This window comes from Amycolatopsis sp. (assembly GCF_035546795.1).
Lineage (GTDB): Bacteria > Actinomycetota > Actinomycetes > Mycobacteriales > Pseudonocardiaceae > Amycolatopsis_E.
In genome coordinates this window covers 33051-53156 of record NZ_DASZWC010000012.1, presented here as the reverse complement: position 1 = coordinate 53156, position 20106 = coordinate 33051, and the positions used below count along the sequence as shown (strand labels likewise).

Genomic DNA, 20106 nt, shown 5'->3' with positions numbered 1-20106 from the left:
GCATGGACTTCGGGGTGGTGCTGCAGACCGATCCGCCGGCGCGGGAAGTGGTCCGGCTGATGAAGGCGGCCGAGGAGCGCGGGTTCCGCTATGGCTGGACCTTCGACTCGTGCGTGCTGTGGCAGGAGCCGTTCGTCATCTATTCACAGATCCTCGCGGCCACGTCGTCGATGACGGTGGGGCCGATGGTGACCAGCCCGGGCACCCGGGACTGGTCGGTGCTCGCGTCGTTGTTCGCCACGCTCAACGACATGTTCGGCAACCGCACGGTGTGCGGGATCGGGCGCGGGGACTCGGCGCACCGCGTGGTCGGCAAGCCACCGTCCACTTTGGCCACTCTCGCCGAGTCGATGCACGTGATCAAGGAACTGGCCGAGGGCCGCGAAGTCCTGTTGCGGGACACGCCGGTGCGCATCCCGTGGGTCCGCAATGGACGGTTGGAGATGTGGATGGCGGGCTACGGCCCGAGGGCGCTGAAGCTGGTTGGCGAGCAGGCCGACGGGTTCATCCTGCAGTGCGCCGACCCGGCCATCGCCCGGTGGACCATCGGCGCGGTGCACGAGGCCGCGGGTGCGGCGGGGCGGGATCCGGCGGGCATCACCATCTGCGTCGCGGCACCGGCCTACGTCGGGGACGATCTCGCGCACCAGCGGGAGCAGCTGCGCTGGTTCGGCGGGATGGTGGGCAATCACGTGGCGGATCTCGTTGCGCGGTACGGGGATTCGGGCCCGGTGCCGCATGAGCTGACCGACTACATCCGGGCTCGCCAGGGGTACGACTACGCGCACCACGGCCGCGCCGGGAACCCGTCGACGGATTTCGTCCCGGACGCGATCGTCGACCGGTTCTGTCTCACCGGCCCGGCCGCGGCGCACGTGGCACGCCTGCAGGAGTTCGCGGAGCTCGGCGTGCACCAGTTCTCGCTGTACCTGATGCACGACGAGCGCGAACGCACCCTTGCCGCGTACGAGAAAATCATCGGGAAGCTGGCGGCCTAGGTTGTGTTTTATAAGTGGCGGAGCCGCTTGCGGTGGGCCGTCAACCGGCACCGCTGCGGGTTCTGAGGTGGTTCCTGGCGAGGACAGCGCCGACGTGGTGAATCGGCGGGGTCGCGCGCAGCGTGTCCGTTGAGGGTGGTGGTGGGCGACGGGAGGGCCCGCTACCGCACCGCCACGCAAACCACTTCCAAAACAGTCCCTAGTCCACCAGTGACTGGTACACCAGCGTGCGCAGGTACTGCCGGATCGGATACGTGCTCGACGGCAGCAGCTGCGTGAAGAACAGCACCGTCAGCTCCTCGGCGGGGTCGACCCAGAACGCGGTGCTCGCCGCGCCGCCCCAGGCGTATTCGCCGCGGCTGCCCAGCGTTTTCGCCTTCACCGGGTCGCGCAGCACCGAAAAGCCGAGCCCGAAACCGTGTCCGTCGAAGGGCATTTCGGCGAACAGCGGCCGCCCGTACGCCTCCAGGTCCACGTCACCGGGCAGGTGGTTGCTCGCCATCAGCCCGACCGTGCGCGGACTGAGCAACCGAGTGCCGTCGAGCTCCCCGCCGCGGAGCAGGAACTGGGTGAACCGGTGGTAGTCGCCCGCGGTCGAAACCAGCCCGCCGCCGCCCGAGAAGTAGTCCGGCCGCCCGACGCCGACCTGCCCGAAGCCGTCGTTGCGCAGCGCCTTGCCGGTGGCCGGGTCCGGCACGTACAGCGCGGCGAGGTTTTCCTTCTCCGTGCCGAACGAGGTGTGCTCCATCCCGAGCGGGGTGAAGATCCGCTGCTCGAAGAACTCGTCCAGCGGCTGCCCGGAGACCGCCTCGACGAACCGGCCGAGCACGTCGGTGGAGACCGAGTAGTTCCACTCGCTGCCGGGCTGGAACACCAGTGGCAGCTCGGCCCATTTTTCGGTGCAGGCGGCCAGATCCAGCCCCGGGGGCGCGCCCCATTCGAACCCGGCGCTGCGGTACATCGCGTCCACCGGATGCGCGTGGTGGAAGCCGTAGGTCAGGCCCGAGGTGTGCGTGAGCAGATGCCACACCCGGATCGGCTCGGTGGCCGGTTCGGTGAGCGGTTTGAGCGCGGAGCCCTTGACGTAGACCCGCGGGTTGGCGAATTCGGGCAGCCAGCGGGAAATCGGGTCCGTGAGGTCGAAGGCGCCTTCCTCGTAGAGCATCATCGCCGCGACCGAGGTGACCGGTTTGCTCATCGAGAAGATCCGCCAGTGGGTGTCCGTCTCGACCGGCAGCCCGGCCTCGATATCCCGCCGGCCATAGGCCGAGACGTAGGCCAGCTTGCCGCGCCGGCTCACCGCGATCAGCCAGCCGGGCAGCCTGCCGTCGTCCACATAGGGGGCGAAGTGCCGGTCGATCCGCGCCAGCCTGCCCGCGTCCAGCCCGACCTCGGCGGGCTCCAGCTCAGTTTTCATCGATCCGGCCACAAGCAGGCAAACCGCACAACCGGAACCGGATCGATGATGAACAACGCAGAGGAACCATGTTCGGTACCTTCACGCCGCCGGCCGGGAACGTCAAGGTCCGTGCTACTTCTGCGCGGCGCGCTCCGCGGCTTTCTCCGCCCGCCACTGCTCGTCCGTGGCGCCGCGGCGCCAGTAACCGGAGATCGACAGCAGGTCCTTGCGCACCCCGCGCTCGTCGAGCAGATACCGCCGGAGCTCACGCACGAAACCCGCTTCGCCGTGTACGAACGCCTGCACCGTGCCCGCGGGAAACTCCAGTCCGCGCACGGCGTCGACCAGACTCTCCCCCGCCGACCGATGCACCCAGTGGACCTGCGCGTCACCCTTGGTCGTCAGCGGCTGCCGCTCGCCGGGGCCCTCGATCTCGACGAACACCCGCACCGGCGCCCCTTCGGGCATGTGCTCGAGCGAAAGCGCGATCGCGGGCAGTGCGCTCTCGTCGCCCACCAGCAAGTGCCAGTCCGCCTCCGCGCCCGGCGCGTACGCCCCGCCCGGCCCGTTGAGCAGCAGGTCGTCGCCCGGCTGGACACGCCGGGCCCACGGCCCGGCCACGCCCTCGTCACCGTGGTGCACGAAGTCGATCGTCAGCTCACCCGCGTCGGCGTCGTAGTGACGCACCGTGTAGCTGCGCATCACCGGCCAGTGTTCCCGCGGCAGCTCGGCACGGATGACGCCCATGTCGAACGGCTCGGGATAGCTCACGCCAGGGACCGGGAAGAGTACCTTGACGTAGGCGTCGGTGAACTCGTTCGGCTGGAACAGGGCGAGCCCTTCGCCCCCGGCCACGATCCTGATCATGTGCGGGGTGAGCTGCTGGGTCCGCAACACCCGCAGCCTGACCGCCGGCCGGGCCTTCCGTTCGGGCCTTTCCGCCATAGGAAACTCCTCATTCAGTCCCGGGTAGTTGTACTTAGGCTACCCTAAGACGGCCGGGTGAGCTTGTGGGCAAGCTGAGCGTTACTCCCGCGCACCGACCAGAGACACCGGAGCGGTCCTGGTGGCGGCCAGGCTCGTGCCCACGCTCGCCACCCCGACCACCACGAACGCGCCGAGCACCACCAGGCCGAGCACGGACCACGGCACCACGTAGGTCGCCACCCCGGTGAGCTCGCCGAGCGCCGAACCGATCCCGGCCAGGGTGCCGGCGGCGGCGAGCAGACCGAGCAGCACGCCGATGGCGGCCACGGCCCAGGACTCGACGAGCGCCGCGCCCACCACCTGGCGCCGGGTCAGCCCGGTCACCCGTGCCACGGCGAACTCCGCCTTCCGCGCAGCCGCCGCGATCACCACGGCGTTGACCACGGCCATCAGCGCGTACAGCCCGGCCAGTCCCATGAGCACGGTCATGATCCCGGAGTTCATCGAATCCTGTTTCGTCGAACGGGAATCCACCCAGTCGGGCAAGGTCACGGCACCCGGCGCGGCCGCGAGCAGCGCCGCCGGATCCACCCCGGTCGCGGCCTTGACCAGCGTCTGCGCCGGTGCCCCGGCGAGCGCGGCCGCCGGCACCGAGTCACGGGGCAGCAGGTAGTCCACCCCGCCGTTGACCGCCTGCGGCAGCACGGCGACCACCCGGCGCTGCTCCTCCTGGCCGCCGATCCGGACCACGATCGTGTCCCCCACCGCGAAATCCGTGGCCGCGACCGTCGGCCCGTGCAGATCGGCCAGGCTGCCGCTGAGCGGGCCGCGGGCATGGGTCTGCCGGTAGGCGTCGGCGTCCACGATCAACGCGTCCGCGGTGTCGTTCTTGTCCTTGTCGTGCTTGTCGAACGTGACGTCGACCCGGGTGGAGACCTCGGTGTCGGCGACCGCGATGTCCGCCGAGCGGGGCACGTCGGCCGAGGGGACGACGACGTCCGCGGAGATCGTGCGCAGCTGGTCTTCCTTGTCCGCGACCGAAAGCGTGGCCAGCGTGCTCGACAGCCCGAGTATCAGAGCGACCAGCACCAGCAGCGGCGCGGCCGTCGAAGCGCTGCGGCGGACTCCGTCACGCAGGTTCGCCTGTGCCAGCGAGCCGAGCGTGGTGAACCGCAGGACGAAGCCGAACACGCGCCCCGTCAGCGGCACGACCAGCGGGCTCAGCGCGCTCAGGCCGATGGCGCCGGTGATGGCCACGTTGATGGACAGCGGCACCGCGCCGCTCGGCCCGGCGAACCGGGAAACGATCGCCAGCGCCACGGCACCGGAGACGAACAGGATGCCGAAGAACCAACGGGAAAACGTCATCACCCGGGCGGCTTCGCCGCTTTCGCGCAGCGCCTCCAGCGGCCGCACCTTCGACGCGCGGCGCGAGGCCGACAGCACGCCGAGCAGCGCCACACCGATCCCGACACCGGCCGAGACACCGAGAATCCAGCCCTGCCACCGCGGAACGAACCCATCCGGCACGAACCCGAGTTCGATCAACAGCCGGGATTGCAGCTTCATCACCCACAGCCCGAGCGGCACCCCGAGCCCGGTGCCGAGCACCCCGAGCAGCAACGCTTCGGAGAGCAGGAGCCGCCGCAACTGGCCGCGGCTGCCACCGGAAAGCCGCAGCAGCGCCAGATCCCGGCGCCGCTGCGCGATGGTGAAGGCGAACGTCGAGCTGACGATGAACACCGCCAGGAAGGTCGCGATGCCCAACGTCATCGCGAGCAACGTGATCGCGCCGACGTAGCTGTCGCGCAGCTCGTCGGCCGCGGCCTCGGAAAGCCCGGCGGGAATGTCGGGAGCGGCAGCGGAAATCAGGATGAGCAAGGAAGACTGCACGAGCGCGACGCCGATCAGGACGGTCAGGATCGCCCCGAGGAACAGCTGCCAGCGCTCACGGAAGGTCGACAGGGAAAGCCCGAACATCGCTCAGCCCTCCAGCCCGGCCAGGCGGTCGGCCACCTGCCGCGCGTCCGGGCGCCGCAGCCGGTCGACGATCCGGCCGTCGGAGAGGAAGACCACGGAGTCGGCGCTCGCGGCGGCGCCCGGATCGTGGGTGACCATCACGATGGTCTGCCCCGACCGGTCGACCATCTGCCGCAGCAGGGCCAGCACCGAGCGGGCGGACTTCGAGTCCAGCGCGCCGGTCGGCTCGTCGGCGAACAGCACCGCGGGCCGGGTCACCATCGCCCGCGCGATCGCCACCCGTTGCTGCTGGCCGCCGGAAAGCTCCCGCGGCCGGTGCTTGAGCCGGTTCTGCAGGCCGACGCTCGCCAGCACCGCGTGGACGTCCTTTTTGGACACCCGCTGCCCGGCCAGCCGCAGCGGCAGCGCCACGTTCTGCTCGGCGGTCAGCGAGCCGATCAGGTTGAAGCTCTGGAAGACGAAACCGATCTCCCGGCGGCGCAAGGCGGTGAGCGTGCTGTCCGACGCGGCCGTGATGTCCGTGCCCGCCAGCACGACCTGCCCGCTGGTGCACCTTTCCAGCCCGGCCGCGCAGTGCAGCAGGGTGGACTTGCCCGAACCGGACGGCCCCATCACGGCCGTCCACGAGCCGGCGGGGAAGCTCAGGCTCACGCCGTCCAGCGCCCGCACCCGCGCCTGTTTCCCGCCATACTCCCTGGTCACCGCACGAAGATCCACCGCGGTGGCGCGGCCGGTGTCGATCGCTGTCGTCATGGCTCAAGCTCACCAGCGCGAAGCTCCCGGCACACCCGCGCGCGCCCCCGGATCCGGGGTAGGGCTGTCCTCACCCCCGATCGCGGCCAGCAGCTCTCCGATCGCGTCCAGCCGGTGTGCGCTGACGACCGCGTCGCAATACGGCCAGGCGGCGGCCATCCCGCCGGCCAGTGGCCGGTAACCGGGCCGCGCGGTACGCGGGTTCGCCCATACGATCCGGTGCGCCAGCCGGGAAAGCCGCGCCATCTGCGCGCCGAGCTCACCGGGCTCGCCGGTCTCCCAGCCGTCGGAAATGATCACCACCACCGCGCCGCGCGCCATTCCGCGTGCCCCGTGACTGTCGAGGAACTCCCGCAGCGCGGCGCCGATCCGAGTGCCGCCCGACCAGTCCGGCACCACCTCCCCCGCTCGCCGCATCGCCGCCACCGAGTCTGCGGCCAGCGTTTTGCTGAGCCTGGTCAGCCTCGTCGCGAAGGTGAACACCTCCGCTCGCGCACCGCCGTGCGCGCACATCAGCAGCTGCAGCATGGCCCGCGCATATGCCTGCATGGAGCCCGAGATATCGCACAGCACAACGAGTTTCCGAGGTTTCTCCCGTGGCGCCCACCGATGCAGCGTCACTGCTTCTCCCCCGCTGCGCCGCGCCCCGCGCAAGGTCTCGCGCATGTCGACACGTCGACCTCCCGACGCGGGACGCCTGCGCCGGGACTTCCGCACGGGCGGGGCGAACCGGAAGCGGCGCATCATTTCCCGCAGCAGCGCCAGTTCGCCGGGTTCCAGTTCGCCGAAATCCCGTGAGGCGAGCACTTCCAGCGCACTGCCCGCCGTCGGCACCTCGCGCACCTGCCCCGTTCCCGCGCCCGGCGAGATCGACGGCGCACCGGCACCCGGAGCGGTTCGCTCATCCCGGAAAGCCGCATGCACGGCGTCGCCGAACACCTCTTCAAACACCTGGCCGAGCAAGTCCACGTCACCAGGAGCCGCCGCCAGCGTCGCGACCGCACACCAGTACAGCTCCTCCGGCCTTCGCGGCGAAACCTGCACGAGCGCGTCGGCGAACCGTGCCGCACGGTCCGCGCCGACCGAAACCCCTTGTGCCCGCAGCAAAGCACAAAACCGGGCGGCGAAGTCGGCGAGATCAGCCATCGCCTGCCACGTACGCGAGCCCCGCGGCCTCCACCGCCGCCCGGTCCTCTTCGTATTTGAGCACCGCGCTCATCGTCCGCCGCAGCGCGGTTTCGTCCAGCACCTCGACGCCCAGCACGTGCAGCGCCGAAGCCCAGTTGATCGCCTCCGCCACCCCGGGTGGTTTGTACAGCTCCAGCGACCGGAACCGGCGCACCGCGGCGGCCACCCGCTCGGCCAGCCAGCCCTCGATCCCGGGCACCCGCAACCGGATGATCGCCGCGACCCGCTCGGAGTCCGGATGCGCGATCCACTGGTACAGGCAACGACGTTTGAGCGCGTCGTGCAGCTCACGAGTGCGGTTGGAGGTCAGCACCGCGATCGGCGGCAGCACCGCGCGCCGGGTGCCCAGCTCCGGAATGGTCACCGTGGACTCGGCGAGCAGTTCCAGCAGGAAGGCCTCGAACTCGTCGTCGGCGCGGTCCACCTCGTCGATCAGCAGCACCGCCGGGCGCGGGCCCGGATGCTCGATCGCCGCCAGCAACGGCCGCGCCAGCAGGTAGTCCTCGCTGAACAGGTCCGTTTCGGACAGTTGCTCGCCGCGCGCTTCGGCGAGCCGGATACCGAGCAGCTGCCGCGGGTAGTTCCACTCGTACAGCGCGTCCGCCAGCGAGAGCCCTTCGTAGCATTGCAGCCGGATCAGCGGGGTGTCCAGCGCACGGGAAAGCGCTTTCGCGGCCTCGGTCTTGCCCACGCCGGGCTCGCCTTCGAGCAGGATCGGCTGGGCCATCCGTACCGCGAGGAACAGCGCGGTCGCCAGCTGCTCGTCGGTCAGATAACCCGCCGTGGCAAGGCTTTCCGAGAGTTCGGCCACGTTTTCAGGCATCGGCCACGTACCGGGACGGCTCGTCCGCGAACGCCTGACGGCAGCCGGGACCACAGAAGTAGTACCGCTTGCCTTCGTAGGGCAACTGCAGCGAATCACCCACCACGGTCACCGTCATCCCGCACACCGGATCGGGCGCCTCCGCCGGCGCGGGCTGATCGCGCAGCCGGGCCCGGGGACGGCAGGTGATCAGCTCCGCGTACACCGACACCGCGATCTCCGCCGGGGTGCGGGCGCCGATGTCCAGTCCCGCCGGGGTGTGCACGAGTTCCGATCGCTCCCCGAGCGTCCTCACCACCGCGCTTCCGCGCCTGCTGCTCGCGATCAGCCCGATGTAGCCGACGTCCGCGGCGATCGCCTCCTGCAGTACGTCCTCCTCGTCCCGCCCGTGCGAGGCGACGAGCACCGCGTCCGCGTCCGCCGGGAGCGCGGCCGGACTGTCCAGGACCCGCACGTCATAGCCGATCGCCCGGCCGACCGAGATCAGCGCGCGGGCGACCGGCGCGTCCCCGAACACCACCACGAGCGTCGGCGGCAGCTGCGCCTCCAGGAAGATTTCCAGCGTTCCGCCGGACAGACACGGATTGCCCACCGTGACCACGCCCTCCTCGATCGTGCCCGTGCCTGCGACGTCCGGCGTGATCCGCAGCAGAGTGGCCTCGCCGGTGCCCAGCAACCGGATGCCCTCGGTGCGGACCGTGGACTCCGCGCAGCTGCCACCGACGAAACCCTCGATGGTCCCGTCGGGCAGCACCAGCGCGCAGTCCCCCGGCTTGGCGCTGGTCGGCCGCTGCACGCGGACCACCGTCGCGAGCACGAACGGGCTTCTCCTGGCCCGTAACGAATCCGCCTGCGCGAGCAGTTCGTGGCTGGGCATCAGGTTATCGCCAGATCTGTCCGAAGTGGACTCCCCTGCAGCGCGCACCACACCGCGGCCGGGGTGAGCGGCATGTCCGCGTGCCGCACACCGTACGGCTTCAGCGCGTCCAGCACGGCGTTGACGACCGCGGCCGGCGAGCCAACGGTCGCCGACTCGCCGACGCCCTTCGCGCCGATCGGGTGGTGCGGCGAGGGGGTGACCGTCTCGCCGAGCCGCCACGACGGGCATTCCATCGACGTGGGCAGCAGGTAGTCCATGAACGAGCCGCCGAGGTGGTTGCCGTCCTCGTCGAACGCCATCACCTGCATCAGCGCCATCCCGACCCCGTCGGCGAGGCCACCGTGCACCTGGCCCTCGACGATCATCGGGTTGATCCGCACCCCGCAGTCGTCCACCGCGACGAACTCGCGCACCTTCACCTGCCCGGTCCCGGCGTCCACGTCGGCCACGCAGACGTAGGCGCCGAAGGGATAGGTCAGGTTGGGCGGGTTGTACACGCAGCTCGCGTCCAGGTGCCCCTCGACGCCGTCGGGCAGTTCGAGACTGGAGTGCGCGGCCATCGCGATGTCCTGAATGGACTTCCCGGCCTCCGGGTCGCCCTTGACGAACCAGCGGCCCTTCTCCCATTCCAGGTCGTCCGGGCTCACCTCCAGCATCGCGGAGGCGACGATCTTCGCCCGGTCCCGCACCCGGCGCGCCACCACCGCCGTCGCCGCGCCGGACACCGGGGTGGAGCGCGAACCGTAGGTGCCGAGCCCGAACGGGGTCTGGTCGGTGTCGCCGTGCACCACGTCGATGTCGTCCGGGGAGATGCCCAGCTCCTCGGCCACGATCTGGGCGAACGTCGTCTCGTGGCCCTGCCCCTGGCTCTGGCAGGACAGCCGCAGCACCGCCTTGCCCGTCGGATGCACCCGAAGTTCGGCGCCGTCGGCCATGCCGAGGCCGAGGATGTCCATGTGCTTGCGCGGCCCGGCACCGACCGCCTCGGTGAAGAACGAGACGCCGATGCCCATCAGGTTGTCACCGCCGGATTCACGCCGCTTCGCCTGCTCCGCGCGAAGTTCGTCGTACCGCACCAGTTCGAGCGCCTTGCGCAGCGCACGCGGATAGTCGCCGGAGTCGTACTCCCAGCCGGTCTTGCTCTCGTACGGGAACTGCTCGGGCCGCAGCAGGTTCTTCATCCGCAGCTCGGCGGGGTCCAGGCCGAGGTCGAACGCGAGCACGTCGATCATCCGCTCCACCAGGTACACGGCCTCGGTGATGCGGAACGAACAGGCGTAGGCGACGCCGCCGGGCGCCTTGTTCGTGTAGACGCCGGTGACCTCGCAGTGCGCGGCCTCGATGTCGTAGGAGCCGGTGAACACCCCGAAGAACCCGGCGGGGAACTTCGTCGGCTGCGCGGTGCCGTTGAACGCGCCGTGGTCGGCCAGCACCTTGACCCGGATACCCAGCAGCTTACCGTCCTTTGTGGACGCCACCTCGCCGTGCATATGGTAGTCCCGGGCGAAGGACGTGCTCATCAGGTTCTCCGAGCGGTCCTCCATCCACTTCACCGGTTTACCGGTGACGATCGAGCCGACCACCGCGCACACGTACCCGGGGTAGATGCCCACCTTGTTGCCGAACCCGCCGCCGATATCCGGGGACACCACGCGGATCTTGTGCTCGGGCAGGCCCGCGACCAGGGCGTAGATGGTGCGGTGCGCGTGCGGCGCCTGGGTGGTGGTGTACATGGTGAGCTTGCCGGTCACCGGATCCAGGTCGGCGACGGCCCCGCAGGTCTCCATCGGCGCCGGATGCACGCGGGGGTAGAGCATGTCCTGCACCGCCACCACGTCGGCGCGGGCGAACACGTCGTCGGTGGCCTGTTTGTCGCCGGTCTCCCAGTCGAAGATGTGGTTGTCCGTGCGGCCTTCCACGTCGTCACGGATCACCGGCGCATCCGGCTCGAGCGCCCGGCGGGCGTCGACCACCGGCGGCAGGGCCTCGTATTCGACGTCGATCAGTTCCAGCGCGTCACGGGCGGAGTACCTGTCCTCGGCGACGACGAAGGCGACTTCCTGGCCCTGGAAGCGGACCTTGTCGGTGGCCAGGACCGCCTGCACGTCGTGGGAGAGGGTCGGCATCCACGCGAGATCGAGCCCGGCGAGCGTCTCGCCGGTGATGACCGCGCGCACCTTCGGATGCGCTTCGGCGGCGCTGGTGTCCACCGAGACGATCTTCGCGTGGGCGAGCGGGCTGCGCAGCACCGCGCCGTGCAACATCCCGGGCAGGGAAATGTCGTCGACGTAGTTGCCGTGGCCGCGGATGAACCGCGCGTCCTCCTTGCGATGCATCGAGCCATAGCCCATCGGGGTGGTCGTCATGCCTGCACCTCCTTCGCGGTGGTGGCGGCCTCGGCAGGCGCGGGTTCGGCCCCGGCCACCCCGGCCTCGGCGTCGGCGGCCCAGCGGATCGAGCGCACGATGTTCTCGTAACCGGTGCACCGGCACAGCTGCCCGGAAATCGCCTCGCGAATGTCCTCTTCGGACGGTCGCGGGTTGTTGTCGATGAGCCAGCGGGCGGTCATCATCATCCCCGGCGTGCAGAACCCGCACTGCAGCCCGTGGCATTCGGTGAACCCCTGCTGCACGGTGTCCAGCCCGACCCCGTTGGCGAGCCCTTCGACCGTGCGCACCCGGTGCCCGTCGGCCATCACGGCGAGCACCGTGCAGGATTTCACCGGCACCTCGTCCAGCCAGACGACGCAGGTGCCGCAGTTGGAGGTGTCGCAACCCCAGTGCGTCCCGGTCAGGCCGAGTTCGTCACGGAGGAAATGCACGAGCAGCAGCCGGGGTTCGACATCCCGCTGGTAGGCCGTGCCGTTGACGGTCACGTTGATCTCCATGTCAGGCCTCCGTGTTCCAGCGGGCGCGAGCCTTCCGCAGTGCGCGGGTGGTGAGCGCCGCGGCGAGATGGCGCTTGTAGCCGGCCGGGCCGCGCTGGTCCGGCACCGGGTTGCAGTGTTCGGCGGCGATCCGGCCGGCGTGGGCGAAACGTTCGTCGGTGGCCGGGCCACCGGTGAGGAACTCCTCGGCCTCCGGAGCGTGGAACCTGGGCGCGCCCACGGCGGTGATCCCGATGCCGACTTCGGCCACGTTCTCCCCGTCCAACCGCAGTTCCGCACCCGCCGCGGCGACCGCCCAGTCCCCCGCGCGCCGCTCGACCTTCTGATACGCCGAAGCCGAGGAACGGATCGGCACCCGGATTTGGATGAGCATTTCGTCGTCGCCGACCACGGTTTCGTAGGGCCCGACGAACAGTTCCCGCACCGGGACCACGCGCTGCCCGTCCCGGCCCTCGATCACCGCTTCCGCTCGCACGGCGGCGAAAACGGCCGAGAGGTCTTCGGAAGGATCAGCCTGGCACAGCGATCCGCCGATGGTGCCACGGTTGCGCACCACCGGATCGGCGATGAGGTGCTCGGCGTCGTGGAAGATCGGGAAATGCTCGCCGGCCACCGCGGAGGCGAGCAGCTCGGCATGCCGCACCATGGCGCCGATGCACAGCGCGCCGTTCTCGACGCTGATTCGGGCGAGTTCGGTGAGATCGTTGATGTCGATCAGCGCCTGCGGCTGCGCCAGCCGCAGTTTCATCATCGGGATCAGGCTGTGCCCACCGGCGACCACCCTGCTTTCGGGACCGTATTTGCCGAGCAGGCTCAGGGCATGCGCCACGCTGGTCGCCTTCTCGTACTGGAACTGTGCGGGTACCTGCATACGGGGAGCGTGGTCCGCGTCCGCCGGGCTGACAACAGCTGGATAAGGGTTCCGTTATGGGAGCTGTCCATCGACGTCGTCCGGCCTAGACTTCCCGTTCGTGACCCTAGGTCAGCTGAGTGCTTTCGTACTCGTCGCACGGCTCGGTTCGGTGACGGACGCGGCCAGGGCGCTGGGGGTGAGCGAACCCGCCGTCTCGCAGGCGCTCGCGGCGCTGCGCCAGCATCACGGGGACAAACTCATCGTGCGCGGTACCGGCGGGATGACGCTGACGCCCGGTGGTAGCAGGCTCTTGCCCATCGCTTCGCAGATGGTGGCGCTCGGCGCGGACGCCGACGCCGCGGTACGCGAGGCGAACGGCATGGCCGAACGACTGCAGGTGGCGGTGACCAGCACACTGGCGGAATTCGTGGCGAATCCCTTACTGGAAGCCTTCACCGCGAAATCCGGACTGCCGATCGACGCCACCGCCGGCCTGGCCAGAACCGCGGAAATGCCGGTGCTGCTGGGCAACCGCCTCGCCGACGCGGCGCTCGGGCCCCAGCTGGACGGCGGGCTGGACAGCACCCCGGTCTTCCGGTGCGCGCTGATCGCCTTGGCAGCGCCCGGTTTCCGGCCCCGCGGGAACCCGGCGAAATGGCCGTGGCTGGTGGACCCGACGGGCGCGGACCCGGACAGCGAAACCGCGAAACTGTTGCGAAGCATGGGAATTCGCGAGGACGACATCCAGGTGTTCCCCAACCAGACCGCGGCCTGGTCGGCAGCCGCGAGCGGGCACGGGGTTTCGTTCGCCTTCGAGCATCTGGCGGCACCCCAGCTGCGCCGACGGGAACTAGTGGTGGTGCCGACCCCGGCCACACCCGCCACGGTGTGCTGGCATCTGACGACCCTGCCGCGCGACCGGCTCTCCACCGCTGCCGCGTCGTTGCGGCATTTCGTCAGCACTCCGGCGGCAATGCAGGTGATGCGCTCGCCCGGCGCCGGCGTACCACCGTCCCGCTTCCGGCCGCCGGTCTACGTGACGATCTGGAGCTGACTCCGGTCAGACCCGGTGCAGAGTCGCGAGCCAGCCCGGAGCGCCGTTCGCGCCATGGAACGTGGTGTGCACGCGTTCCGGCTCGATCGCGGCGACCTTCCAGCCCGCGCCGGGGTTGAACGCCGACCGCAGGTCTGCCTCGCTGACCGGATGCGGGCCGGTGCCGGTGCCGATATCGCTGAAACACAACACATACGCGATGCTGCCGGGCTTGGTCACCGACGCCAGGCTTGCCACGTATGTCCCGCGTTCGTCGGCATCGCAGGTGTGGAACATCCCGGAGTCCAGCACCCTGTCGAACGTCCGGCCCAGCCGATCGAGGCCGAACACGTCGGCCACCGTGAACTCGGCCTCGATCCCACGCTCGGCGGCCTTCTCCCGGGCGAGCCCGATCGCCGTCTCCGCCACGTCGACTCCCAGCACCGGCAACCCCAGCGAGGCGACGTGCAGCGCGTTCTCCCCCGTTCCGCAACCCGCGTCGAGCACCGTGCCGGTGAACCCGCCCGCGGCCGCCACGCGCACGATCGCCGGCTGCGGTCCGACATCCCACGGCGCGGGTCCGTCGTGGTAGGACGCGTCCCAGGGACGTCCGGTCATCCGTTCATGACTCGTCGGGCGCCGGCCACCGAACGGATCGTTCGCGATGCTCTCTGCTCGCTCGGACATCTTCGTCCCCTCCCCGCGACAGCGCTGGCCAGTTCATCGTGACACGCCCAAGGCTTGGCCTCACCCCACTTTCGCCGAAATGACCAGCTCCGGCAGCACCGAGGCATCCCCGTGTTCCGTCTGGGCCAGCACCCATCCGTCCGCACCGACCCGCCGCAGCGCCATCCGGTGGTCGTCGGAGAGGTACACATCCCCGTTGCGAGTGCGTTCCACCTCCTTGAAAGAGGTGTTCCCGGCAGGCAACGGCGCGTAGGGCGCATCGCCCTTCCCGGCCTGGACCGTCACGCACGACGTGTTGCTCAGACCTCCCGGAAACGTCGGCGGATTCTTCGACGGGACGTCAACGGGACACAGCACCACGGTGTCGAGAGCCCCGCTGTACCCGGTCCACGACGCCACACTCAGCGAACCCGGCACCGTCAACGACTGCAGCAGCGCCTCTGCCGGCACCGGCTTGATACTCAGCCCTTCCGCCGCGAGCTCCAGCGCCTCGGCCGTGGCACCACTGACGCCGGCCAGGATCGTGGCCCACCTGCCCGGCGCAGGCTGCCACGAGATCCGGAGCTGCCCATGCGAACCGACCGTGCGCACGGTGGCAGGCCCGCCGTTGACCTCGACCGCCGTCACCGGGCTGGTCTGCCCGATCTCGGGATCTTCGGTGCCCAGCCAGATCTCCACACTTCCCAGTACCGAAATCCCGGTCAGCTCCGCGGAGAACCCGGTGCCGCTCTGCGTCCAGTTCGTCACCTGGTACCCCGTCAGCTCACCGGAGAGCGTGAAGGGCAGCTCCGGTGCCGAAACCGCGCCCGGCGCCGCCACCGTGAGCCCCGGCGCTTCCGGTGCCGGAGAACGCAACAGGCTCATCCCGGTGGTGACCCCGGCGACGACGACCGCGACGGCCGCCACCGCACCGGCCACCCGCCGCCGGGCGCGATGACGTTCGACCCGCCGCCCGGCCGCGGCGAGCATCTCGTCCGGGTCCGGCGCGAGCGGTTCACGGGCCAGCAGGGCTTCACGCAGTTCGTCCATCTCACGCCACCTCCAGTTCCTCATTGCGCATACGAGCCCGCAGGACGGCCAGCCCACGGGAAATATGGCTGCGCACGGTGCCGACCGCACAACCGAGTACCTCGGCGATCTCCTCGTCGGCCCGGTCCTCGTAGAACCGGAGCACGATCGCGGCCTGCTGCGGACGGCTCAGCCTGGTGAGCAGGCCGGCCAGCTGGTCGCTGTCGGCCAGCCGCTTCGCCGGATCCGGCGTGTGCTGCTCGCCGAACCGGCCGATGTCGGCCACCGCCTGGACCGTGCGCTGGTACCAGCGCCGCCGCCAGGACAGGTAGCCGTTCACCACCATCCGCCGCAGGTACAGATCAGGACGCTCCGTCCCGGCCACCCTGGCCCAGCGCAGGTGGGCGCGGACCAGCGCATCCTGGACGATGTCCTGCGCCAGCTCGCGGTCTCCGGTCAGGACGGCCGCGAACCGAACGAGCCCGGGCAGCTGTTCCCGGGCGAACTCGTCGAAGTGCACATACTTCAAATGCCGCTCGTCGCCACCCGGTTGCAGTAACCCGGCAGAAATTTCCGGGCGGTCGGCGCGACCACCGCGCCGGCGGGAAATCCTCAGGCGGCCAGCCTCCGCACCACCGCGTCCGCGAGCAGCCGCCCGCGATCGGTGAGTACGGCGCGGCCGGACCCCAGCGCGACCGGTTCGAGCAAACCCTCGCTGGCCGCCGTGCGGGCCTCCCCCGCACCCGCACTGTCCAGCGCCTCCAGCGGAAGCCCTTCGGCGAGGCGGAGTTCGAGCATGATCCGTTCCAGGTGCCGGTCGTCGTCGGTGAGCACCTCGCGCCCCGCCTCCGGGGACTTGCCCTCGGCGAGCAGCGCCGCGTAGCGAGCCGGGTGCTTGACGTTCCACCAGCGCACACCGTCGACGTGGCTGTGCGCCCCCGGCCCGGCTCCCCACCAATCGCCGCCGCGCCAGTAGCCGAGGTTGTGCCGGCAGCGCGCCTCGTCCGACGAGGCCCAGTTCGACACCTCGTACCAGGTCAGCCCCGCCGCCGACAGCGTCGAGTCGATCAGCTCGTAGTACGCGGCGAGCACGTCCTCGTCCGGCATCGGCAGCTCACCGCGGCGCACCCGCCGCGCCATCGCCGTGCCGTCCTCGACGATCAGCGAGTACGCGGACACGTGGTCGACGCCCGCCGACAGCACCGCCTCGAGCGAGGCGCGCAGGTCGTCCACCCGCTCGCCCGGGGTGCCGTAGATGAGGTCGAGATTCACGTGCTCGAAGCCGGCCGCGCGCGCTTCCCGCGCCGCGTCCACCGGCCGCCCCGGCGTGTGCACCCGGTCCAGCACTTTCAGTACATGCGTCGCCACGGACTGCATGCCCAGCGAGATCCGGGTGAACCCGGCTTCCCTGATGCCCGCGAAGAACTCCGGCGACGTGGACTCGGGGTTGGATTCCGTGGTGACCTCGGCCCCCTCGGCCAGCCCGAAGGTGCCGCGCACGGCGTCGAGCACCTCCGCGAGCCCCTTCGCGCCGAGCAGCGAAGGCGTCCCGCCGCCGACGAACACCGTCTCGGCGGGTCGCTGACCCACTTGGCGGACACCCAGTTCCAGCTCGCGGCGCAACCCCTCCTGCCATGACGCGGGTGACGCGGCACTGCCGAGCTCACCCGCCGTGTAGGTGTTGAAATCGCAATACCCACAGCGAGTGGCACAAAACGGCACATGCACGTACACACCGAACACGTCTTCGATTGTCCACTACCGCCCGGCGTCCCAAAGAGGGTGATGCTCGTCCCAGCACCTGGGCATTGCTGGACCACATTGTGGGCACGTGGCACGCTGGGAACGTGACTTATGCCGGAGTGCTCCTCGTGGCCCGACGCCACGTCGACCTCCGTCGTGTCGCCAGCGCACTGTGCCGCACGTCCCACTGACGCCGCCACCCCGCCACCACGAATTGCCGACAGCGGGCGCCGGACGCCGCGGACTGCCTCCCCACCACAGTTGTGACCCGGGCACCGATGCGCGCCGACGTCCTCGCGAAACTCCGGAGGACACCACATGGCACCGCCGACGCGCGACAGCTCCACACCCCGCGCCCCGCGCGTCAAGCAGCGCCGTGGCGAGGGCCAGTGGGCTCTCGGCTATCGCGAACCGCTCAACCCCAACGAACGCTCGAAGAAGGACGACCACCCGCTCAACGTGCGTGAGCGGATCGAGAACATCTACGCGCACGGCGGTTTCGACTCCATCGACCCTGGTGACCTGCGCGGCCGGTTCCGCTGGTACGGCCTGTACACCCAGCGCAAGCCGGGGATCGACGGCGGCCGCACCGCCACGCTCGAGCCCGAAGAGCTGGACGACGAGTACTTCATGCTGCGCGTCCGGATCGACGGCGGCGACCTGACCACCGAGCAGCTGGCCGTGATCGGCGAGGTCTCCCAGACCTACGCTCGCGATACCGCGGACATCACCGACCGCCAGAACGTGCAGTACCACTGGATCCGGGTCGAGGACATGCCCACGATCTGGGAGAAGCTGGAAGGCGCCGGCCTCACCACGATGACCGCCTGCGGGGACAGCCCGCGCGTCATCCTCGGCTCGCCGCTGGCCGGGATCGCCGAGGACGAGGTGATCGACGGCACCCCGGCGATCGACGAGATCAAGCGCCGCTACCTCGGCAAGCCCGAGTACGCCAACCTGCCGCGCAAGTTCAAGACCGCGGTGTCCGGCCTGCAGGACGTGGCGCACGAGATCCACGACGTCGCCTTCGTCGGCGTCGAACATCCCGAGCACGGCCCCGGTTTCGACGTCTGGGTCGGCGGCGGGCTCTCCACCAACCCGATGATCGGCCAGCGCCTCGGCGCCTGGGTCCCGCGCGACGAGGTGCCCGAGGTATGGGAAGGCGTCATCTCCGTCTTCCGCGACTACGGCTACCGCCGGCTGCGCTCCCGCGCCCGGATCAAGTTCCTGGTCAAGGACTGGGGCGCGCAGAAGTTCCGGGAGATCCTGGAGACCAAGTACCTCGACCGGAAGCTCATCGACGGCCCCGCGCCGGAGGCGCCCGAGGTGCAGCGCGACCACGTCGGCGTGCACAAGCAGAAGGACGGCAAGTTCTACGTCGGCGCGGCGCCGATCGCGGGCCGGGTGTCCGGCTCCACGCTGATCGCGGTGGCGAAGGCCGCCGAGCGCGCGGGTTCCGGCCGGGTCCGGCTGACCCCGCAGCAGAAGCTGGTCGTGCTGGACGTGCCCGAGGCCGAACTTCCCGGTCTGCAGGCGGAACTGGCCGAGCTGGGCCTGCCGACGCAGCCCACCCCGTGGCGCCGCGGCGTGATGGCCTGCACCGGGATCGAGTTCTGCAAGCTCGCCATCGTGGAGACCAAGGCCCGCGCCAAGGACCTGGTGGCCGAGCTGGACAAGCGGCTCGCCGACATCCAGTCCGATGTGGACAATCCCGTTTCGGTGCACCTCAACGGCTGCCCGAACTCCTGCGCCCGTATCCAGACCGCCGACATCGGGCTCAAGGGCCAGATCGTCACCAACGACGCCGGCGAGCAGGTCGAGGGCTTCCAGGTGCACCTCGGCGGCGGGCTCGGCCTGGACGCCGGGTTCGGCCGGAAACTGCGCGGCCACAAGGTGACCGGTGACGAGCTCGTCGGCTACGTCGAGCGCATCGTGCGCAACTACCACACGCAACGGGAGAACGGCGAGCGGTTCGCGCAGTGGGTGGCGCGGGCCGAGGAGGCCGACCTCCGATGAGCGGACGCACCACGCCGTTCTACTGCCCGTTCTGCGGTGACGAAGACCTGCGGCCGGAAGAGAACGACTCGTGGCTTTGTTGCGCCTGTAGACGAGTCTTCACTGTGAATTTCCTGGGAATCCGGTTACCCGAGGGAGCGAAATGACCACGGCCACCACCAAAGAAGACCTGAAAGCGTTGGCGGACAAGGCATCCGAGGAACTCGCCGACGCAACCGCGCTCGAGGCGCTGAACTGGACCGTGGGAACTTTCGGTGACGACTTCATCGTTGCCTCGAACATGCAGGACGCGGTGCTGATCGACCTGGCGACCCAGGTGAAGTCCGATGTGGACGTTCTGTTCCTGGAGACCGGTTACCACTTCGCCGAGACGATCGGCACCCGTGACGCGGTGGCGACGGTGTACCCGGACATCCGCGTGGTCAACGCCCAGGCCGAGCAGACAGTGGCCCAGCAGGACGCGGAGTACGGCCCGAAGCTGCACGACCGCGACCCCAACCAGTGCTGTCACCTGCGCAAGGTGATCCCGCTGCGCAAGACGCTGTCGGGCTACTCGGCGTGGGTCACCGGCGTGCGCCGGGTGGACGCGCCGACCAGGGCGAACACCCCGATCGTCACCTGGGACGACCGCAACGGCCTGGTGAAGATCAACCCGATCGCACCGTGGACCGACGAGGAGTTCCACAGCTACATCGCCGAGCACGGCGTACTGGAGAACCCGCTGGTGTCCGAGGGCTACCTGTCGATCGGCTGCGCCCCGTGCACGGCGAAGGTCGCGCCGGGCGCAGACCCGCGCAGCGGCCGCTGGGCCGGACAGAACAAGACCGAGTGCGGCCTGCACGGCTGAGAAGGAGATTCGAATCGTGGCCTGCGAAGCAGTGCGTGTAGCGGAACCTGAGGCGATCTCTCACTGTGGGATCGCCTCCTCATG

The 20106-nt window shown here is 69.8% G+C and carries 20 protein-coding genes; 6 read left to right on the top strand and 14 right to left on the bottom strand.

The window, feature by feature from the left end; all coding sequences use genetic code 11:
• The first annotated feature begins 2 nt into the window (after positions 1–2).
• Positions 3–998: a TIGR03842 family LLM class F420-dependent oxidoreductase gene (locus VHD82_RS08940; RefSeq protein WP_325699410.1), complete on the top strand. Its 996-nt coding sequence runs from the start codon at positions 3–5 to the stop codon at positions 996–998.
• A 199-nt stretch (positions 999–1197) separates the two neighbouring features.
• Here VHD82_RS08940 and VHD82_RS08935 read toward each other — a convergent pair whose 3' ends face one another.
• The 10 genes from VHD82_RS08935 to VHD82_RS08890 form a co-directional block, all read right to left on the bottom strand.
• Entirely contained in the window at positions 1198–2415 is a 1218-nt protein-coding gene (locus VHD82_RS08935) for a serine hydrolase domain-containing protein (RefSeq protein ID WP_325699407.1), read from the bottom strand.
• A gap of 114 nt (positions 2416–2529) precedes the next feature.
• On the bottom strand, positions 2530–3342 hold the full coding sequence (locus VHD82_RS08930) for a siderophore-interacting protein (protein WP_325699404.1): 813 nt from the start codon (positions 3340–3342) through the stop codon (positions 2530–2532).
• Positions 3343–3423: 81 nt separating this feature from the next.
• Positions 3424–5304: an FtsX-like permease family protein gene (locus tag VHD82_RS08925; protein WP_325699401.1), complete on the bottom strand. Its 1881-nt coding sequence runs from the start codon at positions 5302–5304 to the stop codon at positions 3424–3426.
• Between the two features lie 3 nt (positions 5305–5307).
• Entirely contained in the window at positions 5308–6057 is a 750-nt protein-coding gene (locus VHD82_RS08920) for an ABC transporter ATP-binding protein (protein ID WP_325699397.1), read from the bottom strand.
• A 9-nt stretch (positions 6058–6066) separates the two neighbouring features.
• Complete coding sequence (locus VHD82_RS08915; protein WP_325699394.1) at positions 6067–7203, bottom strand: vWA domain-containing protein; 1137 nt, start codon at positions 7201–7203, stop codon at positions 6067–6069.
• Positions 7196–8068 carry a MoxR family ATPase gene (locus VHD82_RS08910; protein ID WP_325699391.1) on the bottom strand — a complete coding sequence of 291 codons (873 nt, stop codon included), beginning with the start codon at positions 8066–8068 and terminating at the stop codon, positions 7196–7198. Before VHD82_RS08910 ends, VHD82_RS08915 begins: the two co-directional genes overlap by 8 nt.
• A complete protein-coding gene (locus VHD82_RS08905) occupies positions 8061–8945 on the bottom strand; it encodes an XdhC family protein (RefSeq protein ID WP_325699388.1) in 885 nt (294 codons plus the stop codon). Before VHD82_RS08905 ends, VHD82_RS08910 begins: the two co-directional genes overlap by 8 nt.
• Positions 8945–11314 carry an aerobic carbon-monoxide dehydrogenase large subunit gene (locus VHD82_RS08900; RefSeq protein WP_325699385.1) on the bottom strand — a complete coding sequence of 790 codons (2370 nt, stop codon included), beginning with the start codon at positions 11312–11314 and terminating at the stop codon, positions 8945–8947. The genes VHD82_RS08905 and VHD82_RS08900 overlap by 1 nt, the downstream gene beginning before the upstream one ends.
• Entirely contained in the window at positions 11311–11835 is a 525-nt protein-coding gene (locus VHD82_RS08895; protein WP_325699382.1) for a (2Fe-2S)-binding protein, read from the bottom strand. The genes VHD82_RS08900 and VHD82_RS08895 overlap by 4 nt, the downstream gene beginning before the upstream one ends.
• 1 nt (position 11836) lies before the next feature.
• Complete coding sequence (locus tag VHD82_RS08890; protein ID WP_325699379.1) at positions 11837–12706, bottom strand: xanthine dehydrogenase family protein subunit M; 870 nt, start codon at positions 12704–12706, stop codon at positions 11837–11839.
• A gap of 100 nt (positions 12707–12806) precedes the next feature.
• On the opposite strand from VHD82_RS08890, the gene VHD82_RS08885 reads away from it, so the two are divergent.
• Positions 12807–13742, top strand: a complete 936-nt coding sequence (locus tag VHD82_RS08885; protein ID WP_325699376.1) for a LysR family transcriptional regulator — start codon at positions 12807–12809, stop codon at positions 13740–13742.
• Positions 13743–13748: 6 nt separating this feature from the next.
• Here VHD82_RS08885 and VHD82_RS08880 read toward each other — a convergent pair whose 3' ends face one another.
• The 4 genes from VHD82_RS08880 to hemW form a co-directional block, all read right to left on the bottom strand.
• A complete protein-coding gene (locus VHD82_RS08880; RefSeq protein ID WP_325699374.1) occupies positions 13749–14408 on the bottom strand; it encodes a class I SAM-dependent methyltransferase in 660 nt (219 codons plus the stop codon).
• Between the two features lie 60 nt (positions 14409–14468).
• Positions 14469–15437: a hypothetical protein gene (locus tag VHD82_RS08875; protein ID WP_325699371.1), complete on the bottom strand. Its 969-nt coding sequence runs from the start codon at positions 15435–15437 to the stop codon at positions 14469–14471.
• A 1-nt stretch (position 15438) separates the two neighbouring features.
• Positions 15439–15936 carry a SigE family RNA polymerase sigma factor gene (locus VHD82_RS08870; RefSeq protein WP_325699999.1) on the bottom strand — a complete coding sequence of 166 codons (498 nt, stop codon included), beginning with the start codon at positions 15934–15936 and terminating at the stop codon, positions 15439–15441.
• 92 nt (positions 15937–16028) lie between these two features.
• The gene (hemW, locus tag VHD82_RS08865; RefSeq protein ID WP_325699369.1) at positions 16029–17159 is read right to left on the bottom strand and encodes a radical SAM family heme chaperone HemW; all 1131 of its coding nucleotides are present in this window, start codon (positions 17157–17159) and stop codon (positions 16029–16031) included.
• Positions 17160–17239: 80 nt separating this feature from the next.
• Here hemW and VHD82_RS36755 point away from each other — a divergent pair, with 80 nt between their 5' ends.
• From VHD82_RS36755 to VHD82_RS08850, 4 genes are all read left to right on the top strand, one after another.
• The gene (locus tag VHD82_RS36755; RefSeq protein WP_414637476.1) at positions 17240–17350 is read left to right on the top strand and encodes a putative leader peptide; all 111 of its coding nucleotides are present in this window, start codon (positions 17240–17242) and stop codon (positions 17348–17350) included.
• 127 nt (positions 17351–17477) lie between these two features.
• Entirely contained in the window at positions 17478–19175 is a 1698-nt protein-coding gene (locus tag VHD82_RS08860; RefSeq protein ID WP_325699366.1) for a nitrite/sulfite reductase, read from the top strand.
• On the top strand, positions 19172–19321 hold the full coding sequence (locus tag VHD82_RS08855; protein ID WP_325699363.1) for an Insertion element protein: 150 nt from the start codon (positions 19172–19174) through the stop codon (positions 19319–19321). Before VHD82_RS08860 ends, VHD82_RS08855 begins: the two co-directional genes overlap by 4 nt.
• Positions 19318–20022: a phosphoadenylyl-sulfate reductase gene (locus VHD82_RS08850; RefSeq protein ID WP_325699360.1), complete on the top strand. Its 705-nt coding sequence runs from the start codon at positions 19318–19320 to the stop codon at positions 20020–20022. The genes VHD82_RS08855 and VHD82_RS08850 overlap by 4 nt, the downstream gene beginning before the upstream one ends.
• Positions 20023–20106: the final 84 nt, after the last annotated feature.

What these genes read in the sequence shown, in the direction of transcription:
- VHD82_RS08905 (WP_325699388.1), bottom strand. Translation starts at nt 8,945, where the DNA reads ATGCCCAGCCACGAACTGCTCGCGCAGGCGGATTCGTTACGGGCCAGG.
- VHD82_RS08920 (WP_325699397.1), bottom strand. Translation starts at nt 6,057, where the DNA reads ATGACGACAGCGATCGACACCGGCCGCGCCACCGCGGTGGATCTTCGT.
- VHD82_RS08855 (WP_325699363.1), top strand. Translation starts at nt 19,172, where the DNA reads ATGAGCGGACGCACCACGCCGTTCTACTGCCCGTTCTGCGGTGACGAA.
- VHD82_RS08930 (WP_325699404.1), bottom strand. Translation starts at nt 3,342, where the DNA reads ATGGCGGAAAGGCCCGAACGGAAGGCCCGGCCGGCGGTCAGGCTGCGG.
- VHD82_RS08890 (WP_325699379.1), bottom strand. Translation starts at nt 12,706, where the DNA reads ATGCAGGTACCCGCACAGTTCCAGTACGAGAAGGCGACCAGCGTGGCG.
- VHD82_RS08850 (WP_325699360.1), top strand. Translation starts at nt 19,318, where the DNA reads ATGACCACGGCCACCACCAAAGAAGACCTGAAAGCGTTGGCGGACAAG.
- VHD82_RS08910 (WP_325699391.1), bottom strand. Translation starts at nt 8,068, where the DNA reads ATGCCTGAAAACGTGGCCGAACTCTCGGAAAGCCTTGCCACGGCGGGT.
- VHD82_RS08860 (WP_325699366.1), top strand. Translation starts at nt 17,478, where the DNA reads ATGGCACCGCCGACGCGCGACAGCTCCACACCCCGCGCCCCGCGCGTC.
- VHD82_RS08940 (WP_325699410.1), top strand. Translation starts at nt 3, where the DNA reads ATGGACTTCGGGGTGGTGCTGCAGACCGATCCGCCGGCGCGGGAAGTG.
- VHD82_RS08880 (WP_325699374.1), bottom strand. Translation starts at nt 14,408, where the DNA reads ATGTCCGAGCGAGCAGAGAGCATCGCGAACGATCCGTTCGGTGGCCGG.
- VHD82_RS08925 (WP_325699401.1), bottom strand. Translation starts at nt 5,304, where the DNA reads ATGTTCGGGCTTTCCCTGTCGACCTTCCGTGAGCGCTGGCAGCTGTTC.
- VHD82_RS08915 (WP_325699394.1), bottom strand. Translation starts at nt 7,203, where the DNA reads ATGGCTGATCTCGCCGACTTCGCCGCCCGGTTTTGTGCTTTGCTGCGG.
- VHD82_RS08875 (WP_325699371.1), bottom strand. Translation starts at nt 15,437, where the DNA reads ATGGACGAACTGCGTGAAGCCCTGCTGGCCCGTGAACCGCTCGCGCCG.
- VHD82_RS08895 (WP_325699382.1), bottom strand. Translation starts at nt 11,835, where the DNA reads ATGGAGATCAACGTGACCGTCAACGGCACGGCCTACCAGCGGGATGTC.
- VHD82_RS08935 (WP_325699407.1), bottom strand. Translation starts at nt 2,415, where the DNA reads ATGAAAACTGAGCTGGAGCCCGCCGAGGTCGGGCTGGACGCGGGCAGG.
- VHD82_RS08900 (WP_325699385.1), bottom strand. Translation starts at nt 11,314, where the DNA reads ATGACGACCACCCCGATGGGCTATGGCTCGATGCATCGCAAGGAGGAC.